Origin of the sequence: Campylobacter concisus, from assembly GCF_002913945.1 — a bacterium.
GTDB classification, from domain to species: Bacteria; Campylobacterota; Campylobacteria; order Campylobacterales; family Campylobacteraceae; genus Campylobacter_A; species Campylobacter_A concisus_P.
The window spans coordinates 37,870-60,047 of record NZ_POZK01000023.1 but is presented as its reverse complement, the minus strand read 5'-3'; the positions used below and the strand labels follow the sequence as shown (position 1 = coordinate 60,047).

At 37.1% G+C, this 22,178-nt stretch carries 17 protein-coding genes and 2 pseudogenes; 10 read left to right on the top strand and 9 right to left on the bottom strand.

All coding sequences use genetic code 11. From position 1 onward, the window contains the following. The first annotated feature begins 2 nt into the window (after nucleotides 1-2). The 5 genes from CYP64_RS10320 to sdhE all read left to right on the top strand — a co-directional run bounded on the left by CYP64_RS10320 (nucleotide 3) and on the right by sdhE (nucleotide 5,109). Nucleotides 3-632 carry a hypothetical protein gene (locus CYP64_RS10320; protein WP_258032965.1) on the top strand — a complete coding sequence of 210 codons (630 nt, stop codon included), beginning with the start codon at nucleotides 3-5 and terminating at the stop codon, nucleotides 630-632. After that, complete coding sequence (locus tag CYP64_RS10315; protein ID WP_258032964.1) at nucleotides 617-1,015, top strand: hypothetical protein; 399 nt, start codon at nucleotides 617-619, stop codon at nucleotides 1,013-1,015. Before CYP64_RS10320 ends, CYP64_RS10315 begins: the two co-directional genes overlap by 16 nt. A 396-nt stretch (nucleotides 1,016-1,411) precedes the next feature. After that, nucleotides 1,412-3,274, top strand: a complete 1,863-nt coding sequence (gene sdhA / locus CYP64_RS05590) for an 8-methylmenaquinol:fumarate reductase flavoprotein subunit (RefSeq protein WP_103648993.1) — start codon at nucleotides 1,412-1,414, stop codon at nucleotides 3,272-3,274. Between the two features lie 9 nt (nucleotides 3,275-3,283). Beyond that, nucleotides 3,284-4,249 carry an 8-methylmenaquinol:fumarate reductase iron-sulfur subunit gene (gene sdhB / locus CYP64_RS05585; protein WP_103648992.1) on the top strand — a complete coding sequence of 322 codons (966 nt, stop codon included), beginning with the start codon at nucleotides 3,284-3,286 and terminating at the stop codon, nucleotides 4,247-4,249. A gap of 2 nt (nucleotides 4,250-4,251) precedes the next feature. Continuing rightward, nucleotides 4,252-5,109 carry an 8-methylmenaquinol:fumarate reductase membrane anchor subunit gene (gene sdhE, locus CYP64_RS05580; protein WP_087585917.1) on the top strand — a complete coding sequence of 286 codons (858 nt, stop codon included), beginning with the start codon at nucleotides 4,252-4,254 and terminating at the stop codon, nucleotides 5,107-5,109. 136 nt (nucleotides 5,110-5,245) lie between these two features. Here sdhE and htpG read toward each other — a convergent pair whose 3' ends face one another. Then, nucleotides 5,246-7,102, bottom strand: a complete 1,857-nt coding sequence (gene htpG / locus CYP64_RS05575) for a molecular chaperone HtpG (RefSeq protein WP_103648991.1) — start codon at nucleotides 7,100-7,102, stop codon at nucleotides 5,246-5,248. 210 nt (nucleotides 7,103-7,312) lie between these two features. On the opposite strand from htpG, the pseudogene CYP64_RS10525 reads away from it, so the two are divergent. Next, nucleotides 7,313-8,245, top strand: a pseudogene (locus CYP64_RS10525) (Cache 3/Cache 2 fusion domain-containing protein); the annotation flags it as partial. A 27-nt stretch (nucleotides 8,246-8,272) separates the two neighbouring features. Next, a pseudogene (locus CYP64_RS10520) lies at nucleotides 8,273-9,325 on the top strand (methyl-accepting chemotaxis protein); the annotation flags it as partial. Between the two features lie 143 nt (nucleotides 9,326-9,468). Here the strand turns inward: CYP64_RS10520 and CYP64_RS05565 are convergent. From CYP64_RS05565 to CYP64_RS05540, 6 genes are read right to left on the bottom strand one after another with little or no spacing between them, the layout of a single operon-like run. After that, nucleotides 9,469-10,143, bottom strand: coding sequence for a lysophospholipid acyltransferase family protein (locus tag CYP64_RS05565; protein WP_223154721.1), 675 nt, complete (start codon nucleotides 10,141-10,143; stop codon nucleotides 9,469-9,471). Next, complete coding sequence (locus tag CYP64_RS05560; RefSeq protein WP_103648990.1) at nucleotides 10,124-11,419, bottom strand: SH3 domain-containing protein; 1,296 nt, start codon at nucleotides 11,417-11,419, stop codon at nucleotides 10,124-10,126. The genes CYP64_RS05565 and CYP64_RS05560 overlap by 20 nt, the downstream gene beginning before the upstream one ends. After that, the gene (gene purQ / locus CYP64_RS05555) at nucleotides 11,413-12,078 is read right to left on the bottom strand and encodes a phosphoribosylformylglycinamidine synthase I (RefSeq protein ID WP_103648989.1); all 666 of its coding nucleotides are present in this window, start codon (nucleotides 12,076-12,078) and stop codon (nucleotides 11,413-11,415) included. Before purQ ends, CYP64_RS05560 begins: the two co-directional genes overlap by 7 nt. Then, nucleotides 12,075-12,311, bottom strand: coding sequence for a phosphoribosylformylglycinamidine synthase subunit PurS (gene purS / locus CYP64_RS05550; RefSeq protein ID WP_087577064.1), 237 nt, complete (start codon nucleotides 12,309-12,311; stop codon nucleotides 12,075-12,077). Before purS ends, purQ begins: the two co-directional genes overlap by 4 nt. A gap of 8 nt (nucleotides 12,312-12,319) precedes the next feature. After that, entirely contained in the window at nucleotides 12,320-13,030 is a 711-nt protein-coding gene (purC, locus tag CYP64_RS05545; protein WP_021091373.1) for a phosphoribosylaminoimidazolesuccinocarboxamide synthase, read from the bottom strand. A 17-nt stretch (nucleotides 13,031-13,047) separates the two neighbouring features. Next, nucleotides 13,048-14,364 (bottom strand): S41 family peptidase, encoded by a 1,317-nt coding sequence (locus tag CYP64_RS05540; RefSeq protein WP_440130150.1) that lies wholly within the window; start codon nucleotides 14,362-14,364, stop codon nucleotides 13,048-13,050. 209 nt (nucleotides 14,365-14,573) lie between these two features. Between CYP64_RS05540 and CYP64_RS05535 the strand changes: the two genes are divergently transcribed. Then, nucleotides 14,574-17,147: an ATP-dependent Clp protease ATP-binding subunit gene (locus CYP64_RS05535; RefSeq protein ID WP_103648987.1), complete on the top strand. Its 2,574-nt coding sequence runs from the start codon at nucleotides 14,574-14,576 to the stop codon at nucleotides 17,145-17,147. A 104-nt stretch (nucleotides 17,148-17,251) separates the two neighbouring features. On the opposite strand, the gene CYP64_RS05530 is transcribed toward CYP64_RS05535, so the two are convergent. Continuing rightward, nucleotides 17,252-18,790, bottom strand: coding sequence for an inorganic phosphate transporter (locus tag CYP64_RS05530; protein ID WP_103648986.1), 1,539 nt, complete (start codon nucleotides 18,788-18,790; stop codon nucleotides 17,252-17,254). Between the two features lie 130 nt (nucleotides 18,791-18,920). On the opposite strand from CYP64_RS05530, the gene CYP64_RS05525 reads away from it, so the two are divergent. Together CYP64_RS05525 and CYP64_RS05520 are read left to right on the top strand one after the other, a co-directional pair. After that, nucleotides 18,921-19,823, top strand: coding sequence for a Ppx/GppA phosphatase family protein (locus tag CYP64_RS05525; protein ID WP_103648985.1), 903 nt, complete (start codon nucleotides 18,921-18,923; stop codon nucleotides 19,821-19,823). A gap of 30 nt (nucleotides 19,824-19,853) precedes the next feature. Then, nucleotides 19,854-20,285: a GatB/YqeY domain-containing protein gene (locus tag CYP64_RS05520; protein ID WP_103648984.1), complete on the top strand. Its 432-nt coding sequence runs from the start codon at nucleotides 19,854-19,856 to the stop codon at nucleotides 20,283-20,285. Nucleotides 20,286-20,836: 551 nt separating this feature from the next. On the opposite strand, the gene CYP64_RS05515 is transcribed toward CYP64_RS05520, so the two are convergent. Continuing rightward, nucleotides 20,837-22,177 carry a TolC family protein gene (locus tag CYP64_RS05515; RefSeq protein ID WP_103648983.1) on the bottom strand — a complete coding sequence of 447 codons (1,341 nt, stop codon included), beginning with the start codon at nucleotides 22,175-22,177 and terminating at the stop codon, nucleotides 20,837-20,839. Nucleotide 22,178 lies beyond the last annotated feature (1 nt).

The following is a 22,178-nucleotide window of genomic DNA, read 5'->3' as shown; positions in this document are numbered from 1 at the left end:
ATATGTTTAAGAAAATTTTACTTTTGGCTTTTTTGCTTGTTAGTTTGCAAGCAAGAGTGGTGCTTGATAGCGACAACAAAAAGGTAGAAGTGCCTGATATTATCGAGCGTGCGACGCCTTTGATAGGGGCATTTGTGCAGGTCTCTGCGATGCTTGGCAACGAAGATCATATAATTAGCGGTGCGCCAAAACTGCCTCCACTAATGTCAAAAATTTTTCCAAATATAAAGAGTAACAACAATAAAAGTGGCATGCTAAGTAGCAGCGTTGAGACGATCATAGCGTCAAAAACGCAAGTTGTTTTTGGGCCAGTTGGTATGATGTTTGATGAAAACAGCAAAGCTCAGCTTGAGAGCGCTTGCATCGCAGTTGTGAAGATAGATAAATTTCAAAGCATCAAAGAGATACAAGATAGCTTTAGCAAGATCGCTGAAATTTGGGGTGAAAAGAGCGTAAAAAGAGCGCATGAGTTTAATGAATATTTTAACGACAACATAAAATTTGTAAGCCAAAAAACGGCAAATTTAACGCCAAAAAAGAGAGTCTTGGTGCTTAACTACAACTCAGGAAACTTAGCACCATTAGCTCAAAGGATATCGGCGCAGAGTATATTAGCGTGGCTGGTGGCATAAATTTAAGCTCAGAGCTAAGCGATGGTGATTTTAAAATTTCAAAAGCGATAAATGAAGAGCAAGTCATCATCTTTAACCCAGACATTATCATCACAAATTCACAAAAAAGTGCCGATGCTATCGCTAAAAACGCATCATTTGCCAAGCTAAAAGCTGTGCAAAATGGAGAAATTTTTGTAGTGCCAAGTGGCGTTTATCTTTGGAGCGTAAGAAGTGCTGAAGGTGCGCTTTATCCGCTTTGGCTGGCTAAGACATTTTACCCAGAGCAATTTAGCGATCTAAATTTAGAGCAAAAAACAAGAGAGTTTTACGAGAGATTTTATAACTATAAGCTAAGTGATAGCGAGCTAAAAGAAATTTTGCACCCAAAGGGTGAATTTTGATAATAGGACAAAAATAATGTTATTTATTATATTTAATATATTTATTTAAGTATAAAAGTAAATTTATCTTTCTGATATCCTAAAAAAGAGCTTCTAAAGCTTAAAAACTCAAAAATAAAAATAAACTTCAAATCGGTAGAAATTTTTATACATCTTATAAAATTTCTACCGCTAAATTTATATAAATCGCCTAAAAAATCCCATTTTATCCTTTTTGATTTTAATATCAGCTCTCATTTCTTAATCTAAAATAAATCTTTATGTTTCTTTTAAGTAAATTTAATGTAATCTTTCATTATTAATTATTTAATTAATATAGTTATTTTAAAAAATATTAAGAAATGAACTGGCGGTGCGTTTTAAACGCTAAAAATTTACTAAGATAGGAAGTTATCAATGAGTGAAAAATTTACCAGAAGAGAATTTCTACAAAGTGCCTGTATCAGCGTAGGTGCGCTAGCTACAACAGCTGGTGCAACCAATGTTTTTGCTGGTGAGTTGCCAAAAGGCAATGAAAGTGGCTTGCCATCCGTTGATGTGCTAATAATCGGCTCTGGTGGTGCCGGACTTCGTGCAGCAACAGCCGTTCGCAAGCAATATCCAAACTCAACCGTCGTTGTTGCTACAAAGATGATGCCATCTCGCAATGCGACCTGTATGGCGGAGGGCGGAATAAACGGCGTTACTGACTTTAGTAACGGCGATAGCTTCAAGCTTCACGCTTATGACACAGTTAAAGGTGCGGCTTATCTTGCTGATCAAGATGCAGTTGTGAAATTTTGCGAGGCAGCAGGCGCAGTCATCCACGAGCTAGACCACAATGGCATGCTCTTTTCTCGTATAGATAATGGTGACGTGTCCCGTAAAGATAATGGTGATGTTGCGTTTCGCTTCATGGGTGGCGCTAGCAAAAAGCGCTGTAACTACGCGGCTGATAAAACTGGCCACATTTTGATGCACGCCTGTCTTGACGACGCTATCACAGCTGGCGTTAAATTTCTAATGGATCATGAGCTACTTGAGATCGGTCTTGAGGATGGCAAGGTTGAAGGCGTCGTTCTTCGCAACATCCAAGATGGTCAAATTTATCCAGTTCTTTGCAAATCTCTAGTCATCGCAACTGGCGGATACACTAGAATTTTCTATAACCGCACATCAGTTCCATTTATAGCAACTGGTGATGGCATTGCTGCTGCGCTTAAAGCAGGTCTTGGTTTTGAAGACCCTGAGATGCTTCAGTTTCACCCAACTGGCGTTCAAAATGGCGGCACACTAATCACAGAAGCTGCTCGCGGCGAGGGTGGTTACTTGTTAAACAACAAGGGCGAGCGTTTTATGAAAAACTATCACGAAAAGATGGAGCTAGCTCCTCGTGACGTCGTCGCTCGTGCGATCGAGACAGAAATTCGCGAAGGCAGAGGCTTTGGCGAGGGTATGAGTGCTTACGTGCTTTGTGACGTTCGTCACCTTGGCAAAGATACTATTATGAAAAAGCTTCCAAAAATTCGCCACACAGCCATGCTTTTCCAAAATATCGATCTAATCGAACAACCAGTACCTATCCGTCCAACAGCTCACTACTCAATGGGTGGCATAGAGGTAGCTAAATTTGATGATATGAGCACAAAAATCCCTGGAATTTATGTAGGTGGCGAGGCTTCATGTGTATCTATCCACGGTGCAAACCGCCTTGGCGGAAACAGCCTAACTGACGCAGTTGTAACTGGTGATCTAGCTGGCAAAGGTGCTGGTGCTTACGCTCAAAATGCAAAATTTGCAAGCGGAAAGAAAACTTCTGAGCTAGCAAAAATGTGGCAAGATAAATTTAAAGCCATAGCAACAGGCGAGGGCGGTGTGAACGACATGTACGCACTTCGTGAAGAGCTTGGTAAAAATAACTGGGATCTAATGGGTATCTTTAGAACTGGCGCAAAACTTGATCAGCTTTCTAAAAACCTAGAAGCTATCCAAGCAAAATATGACACTATCAAAGTGCCAAATCAAAACCCAGTTATGAATACAGCATTTACCGACTATGTCGAGCTTGGCAATCTTATACTTCTTTCTCGTGCAGCATGCCTTGCAGCGCAAAATCGTCTTGAGAGCCGTGGCGCTCACACAAGAGAGGACTATCCAAAAAGAGATGATGTAAATTTCTTAAAACACAGCATAGTCACACTAAAAGACGGCAAGCTTGAACTTAGCTACAAAGACATTGTGACAGGCATATTTTCACTTGACGGCAAGAAGCCAGAGTAAGGAGCTAGGATGGAAATTATTATCGACCGTTTTGACGGAACTAAAAAATATGAATCAACTTATGAGCTAACAAATGAAGAGATCAAAGGCAAAACTCTTTTAACAGTGCTTCTTGATATCAAACAAAAAAAGGATGCGACGCTAAATTTCACTGCATCTTGCCGTTCAGCGATATGTGGAGCGTGTGCTGTTAGAGTAAATGGTCACTCGTATCTAGCTTGCGATACAAAGATGAATGAGCTTTTGGCGGAGTATGACAATCCAGAGAGTATAAGAATTTCTCCACTTGGAAATTTCAGGGTCATCTCTGATCTTATGGTGGACTGGGAGCCAAGTATCGAAAATTTACGCAAGATTAGGCCTAGCATCACTGCTAAGTCAGAATTTAGCGCAGAAAAAGGCTGTAAGCAAAGTCAAAAAGAGTACGAAAAAGTAGCACTTGAATGGGACTGCATACTTTGCGGAGCGTGCGCTAGTGAGTGTAATAAGCTTGAAGCTGATGCGAGCGATTATATGCAGCCATTTGTATTTGTGCATGCTTATAGAGCGGCATTTGACTCACGTAGTAAAGATCCTATGCCGCATCTAAAACCAGCTATCGATAATGGTCTTTGGATGTGTGTAAAGTGCCAAGAGTGCGCTGATCGCTGTCCAAAAGGCATAAGCGCATGCAAAGACATAACTGATCTTCGCATCATGGCTATACAAAAAGGCTTTGATGATGGTATGGGACCAGATCACGCTGAGGCGTTCTTAACCGATCTAGTTGATGGCTCAGGCAGACTAAATGAGATCAAGCTTGCACTTCGCTCTGAGGGAGTGTTTAGAAATATGGGCAAAATGGATATCGCTGCAAATTTAATGCTTGCAGGTAAGATGAATCCGCTTCATATCTTTGGCGAAGAGGACATAGAAGGACATGATAATCTAGTAAAAATGATAAATGCGGCTCGCAAAGCTGCTAGTAAGGAGTAATTATGCAAAACGAATTCGCTTTTTTTCCAGGATGCGTACTCTCTCAAGCAGCTAAAGAGGCTAAGATGTCGCTTGAGGCTATCGCTCCGATACTTGGCTGGAAGCTTCACGAGATAAAGGGCTGGAGCTGCTGTGGTGCCCAACAAGCACAAGACGTAGATCCTATCGCTACGCTTGTGGCAAATGCTAGAAACATAGCGCTTGCAGAGCAGATGAATATGCCGATGCTTACGACATGCTCAACTTGTATGCTAACTCTAACAAGAGCAAAAACTACACTTGATAAGGGTGCAAAGGACCGCATAAATACTTTCTTGGCTGAGGGCAATATGAAATATAATGGCTCAACCGAGATCACAAGCCTTCTTTGGGTGCTTTATCAAAACGTAGAAACGCTAAGAGCAAAGGTTGTTAAACCACTTAGCGGGCTAAAAGTAGCGCTGTTTTACGGCTGCCATAGCCTAAGACCTGAAAAAGATCTGCACAATAGAGAAAGCTCAGTCAATCCAAAGAGCTTTGAAACTGTTGTAGGCGCACTTGGTGCTACTATCGTGCCATTTGAGAAAAGACTTGACTGCTGTGGTTTCCACGCTAGCTACCCAGCTGGCACATCTGTAAGGAAAATGTCAAGTCAGATCGTAAATAACGCCGATGAAAACGGCGCTGACGTAGTTGTCACACCATGCCCACTTTGTCAAATGCAACTTGACATCTACCAAGAGAGATATCAAGATGAGAACCACTCAAATGTGAGAAAGCCTATCATTCACCTATCTCAGCTTGTAGGTCTTGCACTTGGACTATCTGTTGAAGATCTTGGACTTGATCTAAACATCATCGACGCTACCAAGATAGCGTAAATTTATCCCACGTCTTTTGGCGTGGGAAATTTAGCTTACACAATTAAATTTTTACCGTAATAAAGATAATAAATATAGGAAATTTAAATTTATAGAAGCAGGTTAAAGCCCAAAATTTCTCTTGGGCTTTATAAATTTAGATAGCTTTTATCATCACTTTCGTTAGTAGCTCTGAAAATTTAGCAGGGTTTTCTAGGCTCATGCCCTCATTTAGCCTTGCCATATCAAGAAGCAAAGGCGCAATGTCGTAAATCATAGCCTCATTTTTCTCTAGTTTTGAAAAAATTTCATGGTCAGCATTGATTTCTAAGATCGGCTTAACTTTTGGAGCGTTTGCACCTTGTCCCATTTGTTTTAGCATCTCTTGCATAGCATAATCAGGATCGTTTTTATCATAAATTAGCACAGCAGCGGAGCTTGAGAGTCTTGAGCTAAGTTTTACGTCTTTAACTTCATCTTTTAAAATTTCTTTCATTTTAACAAGTGTATTTGCAACTTTGCTTTCATCTACTTTTTCATCGCTTTTTATCTCATCATTAATATCAGCGTGCGAGATAGATTTTATAGGAGTTTTGTCAAATTCATTCACCATTGGCATAACGATCGTATCTATCTCTTCATCCATAATAAGAACCTCGATATCATTTTTCTTAAAGCTCTCAAGGAGTGGAGAATTTCTTAGCATATTTTCGTTGTTGCCACTGATATAATAGATCGACTTTTGATCATCTTTCATTGCTTCTTTGTACTCTTTTAGGCTGATAAGTCCATCTCTTTTTGAGGTTTTAAATAGACAAAGATCTAAAATTTGCTCTTTTTCAGCACTGAATCCATAAAGACCTTCTTTTAAAACCTTACCAAATAGTTTGTAAAATTTTATGTATTTTTCACGATCGTTATCTTTTAGTTTTGCAAGCTCGCTTAAAATTTTCTTCACGCTTTGCTCTTTGACACTTCTCATGATCGCATTTTCTTGTAAAATTTCACGGCTTACATTTAATGGCAGATCCTCAACATCAATGATACCCTTGATAAATCTTAAATATGGCGGCAAGAGTTCTTTTGCATCATCTGTGATAAAAACTCTTTTTACATAAAGCTTTACGCCACTTTGATAATCAACCCTAAATAGATCAAATGGCTCGGTGCTTGGCACATAAAATAGAGTTGAGTACTCGATCTTGCCTTCAGCCTTTGTATGAATATAAAGGAGAGGATCGCTACTGTCGTGAGAAATTTGCTTATAAAAGTCGTTGTAATCTTGCTCTTTAAGGCTAGCTTTGTTTAGCCTCCAAAGCGCATTTGCCTTATTTATTTGCTCATTTTTAGTCTCATATGTGCCTTCTTTTTCGCCTTCTTTTGGAGCGACATAGCTTTGCTTATCCATAAATATAGGATAAGGAATGTGGTTTGAATACTTCTTGACTATCTCTTCAATACGCCAAGAATTTGCAAACTCATCATCGTTTAGATACAAAGTGATATCAGTACCAAAACTCTCTTTGCTGGCCTCCTCGATCTCATAGCTTTTTGCATCAGATGTCCATTTGTAGGCCTTATCGCCAAGTACTCTTTGGCTGATGACTTCGATCTTGTTTGCTACCATAAAAGCTGAGTAAAAGCCAACGCCAAATTGGCCTATTAGTGAACTATCTTTTTTTGCATCACCGCTTAAATTCTTCATAAAGCCTTTTGTGCCGCTTCTTGCTATTGTGCCCAAATTTGCGATAAGCTCATCTTTGTCCATACCAATGCCGTTATCACTAATAGTCAGTGTTTTGGCTTTTTCATCGATTTTGATATCGATCCGTGGGGTATAGTTTAGTTTTTTGTACTTTTCGTCGGTCAAACAAAGATAGTTTAGCTTGTCTAGTGCGTCGTTTGAGTTTGAAATAAGCTCTCTTAAAAATATCTCTTTGTTTGAGTAAAGAGAGTGAATCATTAAATTTAGAAGGTCATTAACCTCGGTTTGAAATTCAAATTTATCTGCCATTTTTCTTTTCCTTTTTTTAAAATTTTTGGCAGATTATAACACAAAGTGATAAAAATATACTTAACCTTGATAGCATTACTATCAAGATTTTTAAATTAATTTTTTAAAATGATTTCAAAAAAGTTATAGTTTATGAATAAAATAATAATAGTAATTTATTAATTATTATTAATTATGCATTCTTGTATAAAGTTTATTTAAAATAGTGCTATAATCAAGGCTAAAATTTTTGGAAAAAGGAGACAAAATGAATTTACGAAGCATTTTGGTAAAAGTTTCAGCAACGATTGCTACGGTTTTGGCAGTATCTATGAATGTTTTGTTGTATATACGTCAAATATTTTAGAGCGCGAGATAAAAGATGGTGTGCTTACAACAGTAGAACAAAACGTCCAGCTTGCTATGAATACGGTTAAATTATTTGAGAAAGATAATGTAAGTAGTGCAGAGCTAATAATGAGTGTTTTTAAAGAGATGATTGGAAAAATTTCAACTAATCACCAGATGAGCAAGACTGGTAAATACGAAGCGATAGAACTAATATCTCAAAATGGTATTTTAAACAATAACTACGATATTCTAGATAAATTTAACAACGCTACAAAAGGTGGAATTTCAACCATTTTTGCAAAATCAGGTGATAATTTTTTAAGAGTTAGTACATCAGTGACGAAGGCTGATGGTAGCAGGGCCGTTGGTACAATGCTTGACAAAAGCGGTCAAGCCTATAAAAATATCATGAATAAAGATAGGTATATAGGTGTTGTAAATTTATTTGGACGCAACTATATGAGCGTTTATGATCCTATTATTGAAAATAACGAGGTAATAGGAATTTTATTTGTTGGTTATGATCCTACCGAGGGATTAAACAATATGAAAAAGACTTTTTCTGAGATGAAACTTGGTAAGCATGGATATTTTTCTCTGTACAATACTAAAACTGGTAAATTTGACTTCCATCCAACTAAGGCAGATCAAGAGCTAAATAGTGAATTAAAAACTACTATGGATAATATTGTCAAAAAAGGAAAGGGCATTGAGCCTATTATAATTGATGGGGTTGACTGCATAGTTGCTTTTGAGTCATTTGATAAACTAGACTGGATGGTTTTAGGTTCAGCTGTTACTGATGATTTTTTAACACCACTAAAAGTAGTTAGTAAAAATTTCATCATAGCAAGCATCATAGTTACCTTACTTTTGATAGCTGTTTCGATGTTCTTGCTTAAGAAGATGGTTGCAAATCCTATCGATAGACTAGGAGCAAATTTAAATGCGATAACATCTGATTTTACAATTAAAATTCCTATTTATGGTAAAGATGAGATAGCTAAAATAAGTAGAGATATAAATGATTTTATTGAAAGAATAAGAATATTAATAAGTGATACAAAGCACCTTTCAAGTGAAAATAGCTCCGTTGCAAATGAGCTTAGTTCTACATCTCTTCAGACAGGCAAACGTGTAGAAAAATCAACCGAAATAGTGGAAGAGACAAATCAAAGATGTAAAGTAATGCAAGAAAATATGAAAGAATCTTTAGCAGTAGCTCAGGCCGGCAAAGACGATCTTCAAAAAGCAAGCACACATATAAAAACGGCAACTGAAGCTATAAGATCGCTATCGGCACAGATTATTGACTCTGCTAATGTTGAAAATCAAATGGCTGATAAGATTGATCAGCTTAGTCGTGATGCCGAGCAGGTAAAATCAGTCCTTGTTGTTATCAATGATATAGCTGATCAAACAAATTTACTTGCTCTTAACGCAGCTATAGAGGCTGCAAGAGCAGGTGAGCATGGACGAGGCTTTGCCGTCGTTGCTGATGAAGTTAGACAGCTAGCTGAGAGGACTCAAAAGAGTTTAACTGAGATAAATGCAACTATCAATGTCATCGTTCAAGCGATCAATGATAGCAGTGAGCAAATGGGTATCAACTCTAAACAGATCCAAGAGCTAACTCACGTGGCAAGCGATGTTGAAAAAACTATAAATGTTATGGGTGAGACAATGAATAACGCTATAGCAATGTCTGATAAGACTATGCAAGACTACATAGCAACTGGCAAAAATGTAAATGAAATCATGGAAGGCATCTCAAATATCAACCAAATTTCATCTGAAAATGCTAGAAGCGTCGAAGAGATAGCTTCAGCAGCAGAACATCTAAACAAGATGACAGATGCATTAAATTCAAAGCTTAGTGTCTTTAGAACTTAAGAACTTATCTGCAAAACTAATATTTTTAGGTCTAGCTCTTGCTAGACCTTTTTAAATTTATTGATAAAAATTTATAGTATGAAATCAAAATTTTATAGATAATGATATAGAGTAGGGGCTTTGTAAATTTGCAAAAACTAAATTTATTTTCTATTTTCGTCTAGGACTTTTTGCATACTCTCTCTAGTCGCCTCTAGCCAGTTTTCTTTTGAAGTATCGACTAGATCAAGGCAAAAGAGCTTGATATCTGCTTTTTTAAAGCTAAATTCTTTTACTTTCATAGCATCGCTTCCTACAATAACGATAGGCTGAACTTTTAAATTTAGCTTTTCAACTAATAGTTTTGCACCGCCCTTAAAAGGTAAAAGCTTATTAGTTTGAGATCTAGTTCCTTCGGGAAATATGGCTAAAACGCGACCATTTTCAACTCTATCTTTTGCTTCGCTTAAAAGCTTTATAAGTGAGTGTTTATTTTCACGTTCAACCGCTATCATTTTTGGTAAGCTTAAAATTTTACCAATTATAGGAATTTTACCGATCTGTGCCTTTGCGATCCAGCAGACATTTTTTGGGTGAAGCTCTTCGATGACTATGATATCAAGCATGCTTTGGTGGTTTATAAGTAAGATATTTGCTTCATCACTAAAATTGCCTATCACTTCAAGTTTATATCCACCAAAAAACCTTTGCGATCTTCCCCAAAATTTTCTTATGGCTCTATTTTTGTCATTAAATAGCCACATAAAAAAGACGACTAAAACAACGCTGATAACAAACTCAATAGCAAAAAATAAAGCTCTAATTTTTGACAAGATTATCCTTTTTTACCCAGCCAATCTTACCATCAGCAAATAAAATTTTTGAGTAGTCATCTTTCGTGTCTAAAATTTCAACATTTTCATTTTTGTGAGATGTGTAAAAAACGGTTGAATTTTTAGTTGGAAGGATAGTAACGCTCACATCTGGCTTAAGTGCTGCTTTGCCAAAAGGGTTGTAGGTATAAATTCCAAGTGCGATAAAAACAGCCGCCACAAAAAAGTAGCTAAGCCTTCTGCGCCAAATAGCTAATAACATAAAAATTACCGCGCAAGAGTAGATCGTGACATCTTTATAGGTGCTAAACTCACTTTGTTTTGGATTTAGTCCGATCTGTGTGCTGACATCGTCATCTTCGACACTCACTGGCAAAGAAAAGCTTTCAAATTTAGCCTTTTTTAGGTTGTAGTAGTTAAAGTCAAGCGATTTTTTATTTGGCTTAAATACTGCAAAATAATATGCACTTTGTGAGTTAAAGTCGCCATTTATCGTATCTACGCCTTGCTTTAAGATGGTTTTATTTTCTATATTAAAAGCACTTAAATCTACGTTGTTGCCATAAATTTCTACAACCATGATATTGTTTATATCATCAAATTTTGTTGTCTTAAATTTCTTAACTTCAAGATTATCAGCCACGATATGGTTGTAGTTCTCATCACTTCTAAGCTCTTTTAACTTCGGCAAAAAGATATTTATGCTTGAGCTCTGATAGTTTTCGCCATTTCTTTTTAGGGTTAAGCTAACTTTTAAAGTCTTTGCGTCAATGCTTGTTGCCTCAAGATAAAAAGTACCTACATATTTGTTGTCTTCACTTTTTACCCATTGAAAATTTTTCTTATTTAGCCATTTAATATTTGTTTCATCAAGCTGTGTCTCAAACTCAAACTCAAAGTCATTTTGTGTATCAGCCACTACCTCAACACTAAAAATTTCTCCTATAACAACATTTTTTGGCACATTTGTGGCTTTTAAAAGAAGCTCTTTTACTTTGATCTTATCATATACTTGATTGTCTGGGACGCTAATGTCTGGCTCGTTTGTTGGCACAATGTTTCGCATCTGCTCTGGAGTGATACGTTCTGGCTGTGGTGATACAAATTTTCTTGAAAAATCTTGTTCTTTTGGCGGTTTTTGAGTTTTTGGATTTGAAGTAGGGCTATTTACAAATTTATCCTCCCTAGCTTCGTCCATCATATCAAAAACGCTTACTTCATCGGTATTTGCAGCAAATAAATTTAGTACGAGTAGGGAGATAAAAAGAAAATGTTTTACCAAACTAGACCTTTTAGTATCTTCATACCATCATCTGTACCTAAAATTTTCTCACAAGCACGCTCAGGATGAGGCATAAGACCAAAAATCTTTTTGTTCTCATCACAAATTCCTGCTATGCTATCGACTGAGCCGTTTGGATTTATTTCGTTACCTTTAGCATCACAGTATTTTAGTAATACTTGATCGTTGTCGTAAAGGCCTTTTAGAGTGGTTTCGTCAGTATAATAGTTGCCCTCGCCGTGAGCGATAGGTATATTTACTATTTCATTTTTGGCTAAATTTGCTAAGAATTTATTGTTATTTGAAATCACCTTTAGGTGATGATATTTTGAGACGAAATTTAAATTTTCATTTCTTCTCATCGCACCCTTTAAGAGTCCAAGCTCAAGTAGCATCTGAAAACCATTGCAAATTCCTAAGATATAGCCGCCTTTTTTTGCATGCTCTTTTACAGCTTGCATAGCTGGGCTAAATTTAGCTATCGCAGCTGTTCTTAGATAATCCCCATAGCTAAAACCGCCTGGAAGTACGACTAGATCAGCATCTATTTTATCTTCTTTGTGCCAGATTATTTGTGTTTGGCATCCAAGTAATTTAAATGCGTGAGCTGTGTCTTCTTCGCAGTTTGTGCCAGGAAAAAGTATGATCGCTACTTTCATAGCACGATCTCATAGTCTTCGATGACGGTATTTGCTAAAAGCTCCTCGCACATCACTTTTAGCTGCTCATTTGCTTTGTTTTTATCGCTCTCATCGATATCTAAAACGATTTGTTTACCTATTCTGACATTTGATACACCGCTAAATCCAAGAGAATTTAAAGCATGCTCCACTGCTTTGCCAGCAGGGTCAAGGACCCCACTTCTTAATGCTATATTTACAACAGCTTTCATTTTTGTCCTTACGATAAAATTCTTCTTAAAACTTCTTCGTAAGCGACTTTTACGCTACCAAGGTCTTGTCTAAATCTATCTTTATCAAGTTTTTCATTGGTTTTAGCATCCCAGAATCTACAACTATCAGGGCTTATTTCATCAGCTAGAATGATATTGCCGTCTTTATCGATACCAAATTCTATTTTAAAATCAACTAGTTTTAGATCTCTTTCGGCAAAAAATTTAAATAATATAGAGTTGATCTCTCTAGCTGTGTGTCTTAGAGTTTGAAGATCTTTTTCGCTCTTTACTAATCCCATAATGATACAGTGCTCATCTGTTACTAATGGATCGTGCAAATCGTCGTTTTTGTAGTAAAACTCAACAAGTGTAAAAGGTAAAACCGTGCCTTCTTTTATGCCAAGTCTTTTGCTTAGTGAGCCAGTTGCGATATTTCTAACAACAACTTCAAGAGGTATGATCTCGCATTTTTTGACTACTTGCTCAGTGTCGCTGATAGTCTCAACTAAGTCAGTCACGATACCTTTACTCTCTAAAAGCTTAAAAAGCTGTGTTGAAATTTTATTATTTAATGCACCTTTTCCAGCTTCGTTGCCTCTTTTTTGAGCATCAAATGCTGTTAGATCGTCTTTAAATTCAGCCACAAGCAAATTTGCATCGTCTGTGGCATACATTTTTTTACCTTTTCCCTCGTAAATAAGCTCTCTTTTTTGCATGGAAATCTCCTTCTAATTTATTGTTTTATTTTTAAAATTTTGATCGTATCAATTGCCGTTTTTAATTGAATATCTTCATCAACTTTTTTTTGCGTGATTATCTTTTTATCATCTTTTGCTTCAGTTTTATTGCCCTCGCTTGTAGGATTTATCTTGTTTAGCTCGCTTTTTAGGTGCGCTTTTAGCTCACTTTCTTTGATGCTAAATGCACTATCGTCGCTTTGTGGCACTTTACCAGGATGCACGACTACATCAGGTGTTACGCCAACTGCTTGGATAGTTCTGCCACTTGGCAAGTAGTATCTTGCGATAGTTAGTCTTAGTGCTTCGGTGTCGTCTATTGGTAGGATTACTTGAACGCTTCCTTTTCCAAAGGTATTTTCACCGATTATTACAGCACGTTTATGATCTTGAAGTGAGCCACTTACGATCTCGCTAGCACTAGCACTTCCGCCATTTACTAGTGCAACAAGTGGTAGTTTTGAAAGAGTTTTACTAGTACTTGCTTTATACTCTACATTTTCAGATGCGTCGCGACCTTTTTGAGAGACGATGACGCCGTTATCTACAAAAAGATCAACCAGATCGACAGCTTGATTTAAAAGTCCGCCAGGATTGTTTCTAAGATCAAGTATGATGCCACTTGCTTTTGGATACTCTTTGATCGCTTCTTTTACCTTTGTAACAACATTTTTGTCAAAATTTGTGACACGTATATAAAGGATATTTTCATTTTCTATCATTCTTGCATAGACAGACTCAACTTTTATGAGATCTCTTATAATCTTTACATCAAATGGTTTTTGCTCACCTTTTCGCAAAATTGTGATAGTTATTGGAGTTTTTGGCTTGCCGCGCATTTTATTTACTGCTTCATCTATCGTTGTGCCGATAGTTGAGTTCCCATCTATCCTTAAGATAATGTCGCCTGATTTTATACCTGCTTTATCAGCTGGGGTATCTTCTATCGGTGAAATAACGGTTAGTGCGCTATCTTTCATGCCAACTGTTATGCCAAGGCCACCAAATTCTCCACTTGTTTGCACCTGCATATCTTTGTAAGCTTTTTCATTTAAAAAGCTTGAGTGAGCATCTAAATTTTGCATTAACCCTGCTATGGCTTTATCAATGATCTCTTTAAATTTAATGTCATCAACATAGTATTTTTCAACGGTTGAAATTGTTTTTGTAAGCTTTGAAAGTGCTTCAAGCTTCGCACTTGCTTCGTCTTCACTCTTTGCAAAAAGTGCATTCACTGCTACGCTTGAGATAAGCAAAGCACCTGTAATTTTTAGTGCAAAAAATTTACTAAATTTATTCAAAATTTCTCCTATAATTTTTGGCTCAATTCTATTAGCTTTTGGCTAAAAAAAGTATAAATTTAAGCTTATATTTTTGCTTTTGGATAGTTTTTTTGATACAAATTTATAACGGTAAATTTTAGCAATTAAATAAAAAGAGTGACAAGCATTATAAAAATACTTGACAATATAAGACTAAAGTTATATAATGGCGACCATATAAAATAATCCAAGGAGATTTAATGGCTGATATAACAGAAAATTTAACAGCTCAGATGCAAGAAACTCTTGAAAAAGGTATTAGTTTAGCGATATTTTCTAAAAATCCGCAAGTTATTCCGCTTCATATTTTTTGGGCTTTGCTTGCAGATAGTAATTCTATTTTAAACCAAGTGTTTAATAAAATGAATGTAAGTAAAGATGCTGTCGAGCTTGAAGTAAAAAGTAAAATTTCTTCACTTCCAAGTAGCTCAAATGTTACAAAAGATAACGTTTCAGTTTCAAGAGAGCTTATAAACTCTCTTGAAAATGCAAAAGCTTTAATGGTAAGCATGGGAGATAGCTACGTAGCTGTTGATACATGGATTATCTCATCTCTTGAACTTAGTGAGATCAAACAAATTTTAAGCAAATTTTGCGACATCTTAGAGATCAAAAAGAATCTTGAGAGTATAAGAGGTGGCAAAAAGATAGATAGCCAAACTGGCGATGATACTCTTGATAGCTTAGAGAAATTTGGTATCGATCTGACGCAAAAAGCGCTAAATAAAGAGCTTGATCCAGTCATCGGCCGTGATGAAGAGATCACTAGGATGATGCAAATTTTAATAAGAAAGAGTAAAAACAACCCTATCTTGCTTGGTGAGCCAGGCGTTGGTAAAACAGCCATCGTTGAAGGGCTAGCTCAAAAGATAGTGGCTCGCGATGTGCCAACAAGCCTTGCAAACAAGCGTGTCATCGCGCTTGATATGAGTGCGGTTGTAGCTGGTGCAAAGTATAGGGGCGAGTTTGAAGATAGGCTAAAAGCTGTCATCGACGAGGTTAAAAAAGCTGGCAATATTATACTTTTTATAGATGAAATTCACACCATAGTTGGAGCTGGTGCGAGCGAGGGCGGAATGGATGCTGCAAATATCCTAAAACCAGCTCTTGCACGTGGCGAGCTTCACGCTGTTGGTGCGACGACATTAAAAGAGTATAGAAAGTACTTTGAAAAAGATGCAGCACTTCAAAGACGTTTTCAACCAATAGACGTTAAAGAGCCAAGCGTAAATGAGGCACTTCAAATTTTACGTGGTATAAAAGAGCGTCTTGAAGTTCATCACGGCATCACGATAACAGATAGCGCGCTAGTTGCCGCAGCAAGGTTAAGTGACCGCTACATCGCAAACCGCTTCTTGCCAGATAAAGCGATCGACCTTATAGATGAGGCAGCAGCTGAGCTTAAGATGCAAATAGAGAGCGAGCCATATGAGCTTTCAAAGATAAAACGCGAGATCGTAACGCTTCAAGTAGAAAAAGAAGCTCTAAAGATAGAGGATGCGGATAAAAATAAAGAAAGACTTGGCGAGATCGAAAAAGAGATCGCTGATCTAAATGAGAAAAAGCTAGCGCTTGATACTAAATTTGAAAACGAAAAGGCCGTTTTTGGCGGAATTTCAAAAGCAACAAAAGAGATCGATAGCCTAAAATCACAAGCTGAGATAGCAAAAAGAAATGGCGATCTTCAAAAGGCTGCCGAGATAGAATACGGCAAGATAGCTGACGCTAAAAAGCACAAACACGAGCTTGAAGAAAAATGGGAGAGCATGAAAAAAGAGGGCGTGCTTCTTAAAAATCAAGTCGATGAGGAGCTTGTAGCTGAAATTTTGAGCAAATGGACTGGAATTTCAGTCAAGAAGATGCTAACAAGCGAAAAAGAGAAGTATCTGCGCATCGAAGAGCATCTAAGAGAGAGCGTTGTCGGTCAAGATGACGCACTACACGCACTCGCACGTGCTGTTAAGAGAAACAAAGCTGGACTAAATGAGGGTCAAAGACCGATTGGTTCGTTTTTATTTCTTGGACCAACAGGGGTTGGTAAAACTCAGTCTGCTAAGGCTTTGGCTAAATTTTTATTTGACGATGAGAAAGCACTTATTCGCTTTGATATGAGCGAATATATGGAAAAACATAGCGTGAGCAGGCTTCTTGGCGCGCCTCCAGGATATGTAGGTTACGATGAGGGCGGTCAGCTAACAGAGGCTGTTCGTAGACGACCTTACTCGGTCATACTTTTTGACGAGGTTGAAAAGGCCCATAAAGATGTATTTAACATACTTTTGGGAATTTTAGATGACGGACGTGCGACTGATAATAAAGGTGTAACGGTTGATTTTAAAAATACGATCATCATTTTAACCTCAAACATCGCTTCAAATTTCATAATGGAGCTAAAGGGCGAAGACCGTGACGCTGCTGTTAAAAACGAGCTTAAGAACTACTTTAAACCCGAGTTTTTAAATAGGCTTGATGATACTATCATCTTTAATCCTCTAAACGAACAAGGCCTAATCTCTATCGTTGAGATCATGTTTAAAGAGCTTGAAAAGACTCTTCATAACCGTGGTATCAAGGCAATTTTAAGTGAAGAGGCTAAGAAATTTATTGCAAAAGCTGGCTTTGATATAGTTTATGGTGCAAGACCTCTTAGAAGAGCGCTTTACGAGCTAGTTGAAGACAAGATCGCTGATATGATCTTAAAAGATGAGCTTGAAAGCGGCGATGAGATCACCATCGATAGCGATGGTGAGAAGATCATCATTAAGAAAAAATAACTTCAAATTTACTTGGCAGGTTGGATCAACTTGCCAAGCCTTCATATAAATTTTATACAAAAATTATCTAAAAAATAGGGCGGTTTAGCTATTTAAAAATATGACTAAACGCCTAAAAATTTAGCAAGGGCAAAATAAAATATAGCTGATGAGATAGCAGCTGCTGGAAGCGTGATGAGCCAAGCAAGAATGATTGGTCTTACCATTTTCCAGTTTGCATTTTTATTTACGATACCGATACCTAAAACTGCACCTATTAGAATATGAGTCGAGCTAACTGGTATGCCAAGCTTTGTAGCTAGAAGTATGACGATACTTGAGGCAAGCTCAGCACTAAAGCCAGTTGTCGGTAAAATTTCAGCTAGTTTTGAGCCGATGGTGGTGATCACCTCTTTGCCTAAAAACCAAAGTCCAACGACAAGCGAGATACCAAAGGTTACCATTGCGATGCTTGGTATGGGCGAGCTTTCGTTTATAGAGCCAGTTTTTAGCACGTCAAGTACGGCTGCAAATGGTCCAACTGCGTTTGCGATATCGTTTGCACCATGTGAAAATGCAAAAGATGAAGCGGTAAAAATTTGAAACCATGAGAAAATTCTATTGATACTCTTTTCGCTATCGTTTTTGCTCATGACGTTTATAATAGCAAGGCTTGCAAGATATGCTAGAGCTCCGATAACAAAGATAATCCAGACGGTTTGGATGATGCTAAAGGCTAAATTTATATGCTCAAGCCCTTTAAAAAGCATCATTGATGAGATGACCATTGCGGCAAATCCAGCGATGATCGGGATATGCTTTTTCATCGCTTTAAAGGTATCTATCTCTTTTTCGCTATCTTTCATAATGCGAATTTTTGAGCGATATTCGCTGTATTCAGTGGTTTCGATCTCGTCCTCATCGATAACTGCGATCTTTGAAAGAGTGGCTATTTGCTCCTCAGCTGGCTTTGTTTTTAGTGCTTTTATGAAGCTTTCTTTATATGCTTTTCGCTCAGCTTTTAGAGCTTTTAGATTCATTTTAAGTTCATGTGTTGGCTCGATAATCTTACTTTTTACATAGCCAAATATAATGTAAGACATCACGCCGCCAAGCAGTGGCGAAATGACCCAACTTACGGCGATTCTACCGATCTCGCTCCATGAGACCATGCTAAATGGCTCTGGATCTTTTATCATAAAACCCATAGCAAGTCCTGCACCAACGATGCCGCCAACGATCGAGTGGGTGGTTGAGACTGGCAGACCTTTTTTGGATGCGTAAAATAGCCAAAGCCCAGAGCTAAGAAGGGCTGAGATCATAATGATGACAAATTTCATTGGGTTTAGATCGCTTGGAAATTTCACGATCTCGTTTCTAATCGTATTTGTAACCTCTGATCCTGCAAATATCGCACCGCTAAGCTCAAAAATAGCTGCGATGATGAGAGCTTGCTTAAGTGTTAGCGTCTTAGCACCAACGCTTGTGCCAAAGCTATTTGCAACGTCATTTCCACCGATATTAAAGGCCATAAAAAGACCAAACATGCCAGCGATCAAGAATAAAAAGTAGTTATTTGTCGGGATGTATTGATAGCCCCAAACGAAAAATCCAACGCTACAAATTGCAAAAATAACAAATGCTAATAAGTTATCTCGAAGCAATCAAGCCCCCTTATAAGGTTTTTGATAGGGATTATATCTTGAAAAATATTAAAGTTTTTAGAATTTTTCAACTTTAAATGATACTAAATTATCATATGTTAGAATCTGCAAAAATTTTTAAGGATAAATTTTGGTTATAGCGATCGATCTTGGCTCAAACACATTTCGCGTAGCGCTTGTCAAAAAAGAACAAAATGGCTTTAGTAATGAGCAAATTTATGAAAAGATAGTGGGAGCTGCTAGAGGACTAAATGAAAGTGGCAAGATAGCAGATGAGCCCAAAAATAGGCTCTTTGAAGCGATAACAGAGGCTAAAAATAAATTTGATTTTGATAAATTTAAATGCGCAGCAGTCGCGACTGAGGCTTTTAGGGTAGCGTCAAATAGCGAGGAAATTTTTAGCGAGATAAGAGAGAAATTTGGCATAAATTTTCATATCATCAGTGGCAAAGCAGAAGCAAAGCTTACATTTTTGGGTGTTCAAAATGCTTTTAAAAAGCTTGGAATCAATGAAAAATTTAGCATCATTGACATCGGTGGAGCAAGCTCAGAAATAGGCGAAGATGGAAAATTCATAAGCTTTAAATTCGGCATCATCACTTTTTACGAGAGGTTTAAAACGCTTGATCTGATGCAAGAAAATGCAAAAATTTATACAAAAGGGGCAAGGGAATTTTTAACAGGCCTTGACAATAGACTTATCGTGCTAACTTCTGGAGTGCCGACCACTATCGCAGCGCTAAAGCTTGGGCTAAACTACGAAAGCTATGATCCCAAAAAAGTGAGTGGATATGAACTTAAAAATAACGATCTTGCTTGGTTTGTAAATGAGCTTTTAAAGATGGATGATAAAAGTGCTGACGTGGCGGTTGGAAGAAGTAGAAAGTATCCGCTCATCGCTGGAACCTTGCTTTTAGAGGAGCTTTTAAGTGGGCAAGAAGCAAAATTTTTAGTTATTGACGATGGGCTTAGAGAGGGTGTTGGGGTGGCCTATCTGCAAGGAAAATTTCAAGAAATTATCACAAATTTTTAGTTAATATTTCAAAAATTTAAAGGAGAGAAAATGAGCATAAGAGAGCAAATTTTAGCCGACATAAAAGAGGCCATGAAGGCAAAAGATGAGTTTAAAAGAGATACTTTAAGAACGTTAAATGCAGCACTTAAGCAGGTCGAAGTCGATCAAAGGATCGAAATGACTGATGAAGTGGTACTTCCACTACTTCAAAAGGAGATCAAAAAGAGGGCTGACTCGGTTGAGCTTTATATAAAAGGTGCTAGAGAGGATTTGGCTAAAAAAGAGCAGGGCGAGATTGAGCTCATTAAGGCATATCTGCCAGCACAACTAAGTGATGAAGAGCTTAAAGAGAAAATAAAAAAGATTATTGAAAGAGTTGGTAAAAATTTAGGCGCCGTAATGAAAATAGCAAAAGATGAGATCGGAGCAAGTGCTGAAGCAAAACGCATAAGTATGATTGCAAAAGAGCTTTTGGCTTAAAATCTACAATCTTATAAAACTTCTAATTTTGAAAGCTTACTTCTAAATGTGTAAGTTTTCAAAAAAACAAATACAACTTTCATTTTAAAAAGATAATTTTAAAAGCATAATACTTATATGAATATGTTAAAGGGTAAAATACAAGCTTTTTTATATATTTGTATTGAAAACTGTAATTTTCAAATTAATATTTTAAAATCTTTATTTTACTCTTTTGAAAGTTTTAAATGACTAAATATAGGCATTTTCGTGTTTTATCTTTTGTATAATTTTAATTTATCCATTAAATTTGTCGTAAAAATATTTGTAAGAAAATGAGTTAAATTTTATACTTTTTGAAAATTGTAAAATTTGTATTTATCTTATACATAACTTAAATTTTGATCTACCCTATTGTGTAATTTTTGGGCATAAAGTTCTGCCGTCCATTCATAAAAAGCTAGAAATTTTGGGTGTCTTTTAAATTTAGGTAGTGCTCGCTATTTATAAGCAGTAAATTTGCCGTCTTTGCTGCACGCGTTTGCCTCGTAGTCCCAAGCCGAGCTCATATATTAAAATTTGCCAGCCATGGCTTTATAGATATTTAGCTCGTCTTGTAAGAGTGTGTATTTTGCCTTTAGTAGCCCTATTTTGGCTTCTAGTTCGCTATTTTTAGCCTCCAAAAACTGCTTTAGCTCGACCTTGCCATAAGAGTATTTTAGCTCGTAAATTTTTGAAATTTCCTCGTAGTTTTTTATCTGCTCTCGGTAGTTTGTAAGTAGTGCTTCGTCGTTTAAGTAGCCTTTGTAAAATGCGTCTATTTCGTTAAGAGCGCTATTTAGAGTGCTTATGTAGTTTAGTTTTGCAAGCTCAAAATTTGCCTCGCTGACCTTTAAATTTGACTTTAGTTTGTGGTAGTTTAAAAATGGTAAATTTAAAGCTATGTTGCCATTTAGGAATTTAAGGCTAAACGCTTCCTCTTTTTTGTTGGTACTACTTTTTAGGCTAGCTCCTAGCGTGATGCTTGGATAAAAATCTTTTTGACTAGCTTTATAGTTTAGGATGCCCTCTTCTATGCGGTAAATGGCCGCTCTTATATCAGGGCGGTTTGCTATGGCACTTGTTGGCACATTTAGATCAACGCCCACTTTTTTTACAGGACTTAGCGTGAGGCCCTCAAATTTAAGCTCAAAATCCGGCCTCTCATTTAGCAAAATCCTAAGCATTTTCTTGGCTACGACTAGCTCTTTTTTGGCATTTTCTATCTTGTTTTGAGCGCTTAAAAGCTGTGAGTTTATCTGTTTTAAGCTTAGCGCCTCCTCTTTGCCAAGCTCAAATTTAAACCTAACTATCTCATTTAGTTCATTATAAATTTCTAAAATTTGCTTATAAGTTTTAATGCTCTCATTTAGATATAATATCTGAAAATACGCGTCTGCCACAGAGTTTATCACGCTTAGCTTGCTAGCTTCCAGATCAAATTTAGTAGCCTCTGCTTCAAACATCGCTGCATCTTTGCTATTTGCAAGCTTTTGCCAAAGATCAAGCTCGTAGCTAAGCCCTATGCTTGAGCCAAAATTTCTGCTAGAAGCACCACCCTCTTTTATATTTTTGTTGCTTGATGCCTCAACGCCAGCGTTAAAGCTTGGGATTAAATTTGCCTCCAAAATTCCAGCTTGAGCGAGTGCTTTATTTACATTTATCGCAGCTTTTGTAAGGTCGGTGTTGTTTTTAAGTGCTAGATCAATGAGTTCATTAAGATAGCTTTGGTGATACTCTTTCCACCAAGATGTGTTTAAATTTAGCTCCCTGCTAGCGTTATCTTCAAACAAAATTTGCTTGTAGTTTTCATCTATATTTTTAACAGCGCAGCCGCTTAAAACAAGTACTAAAGCTAAGCTTAGAAATTTCATA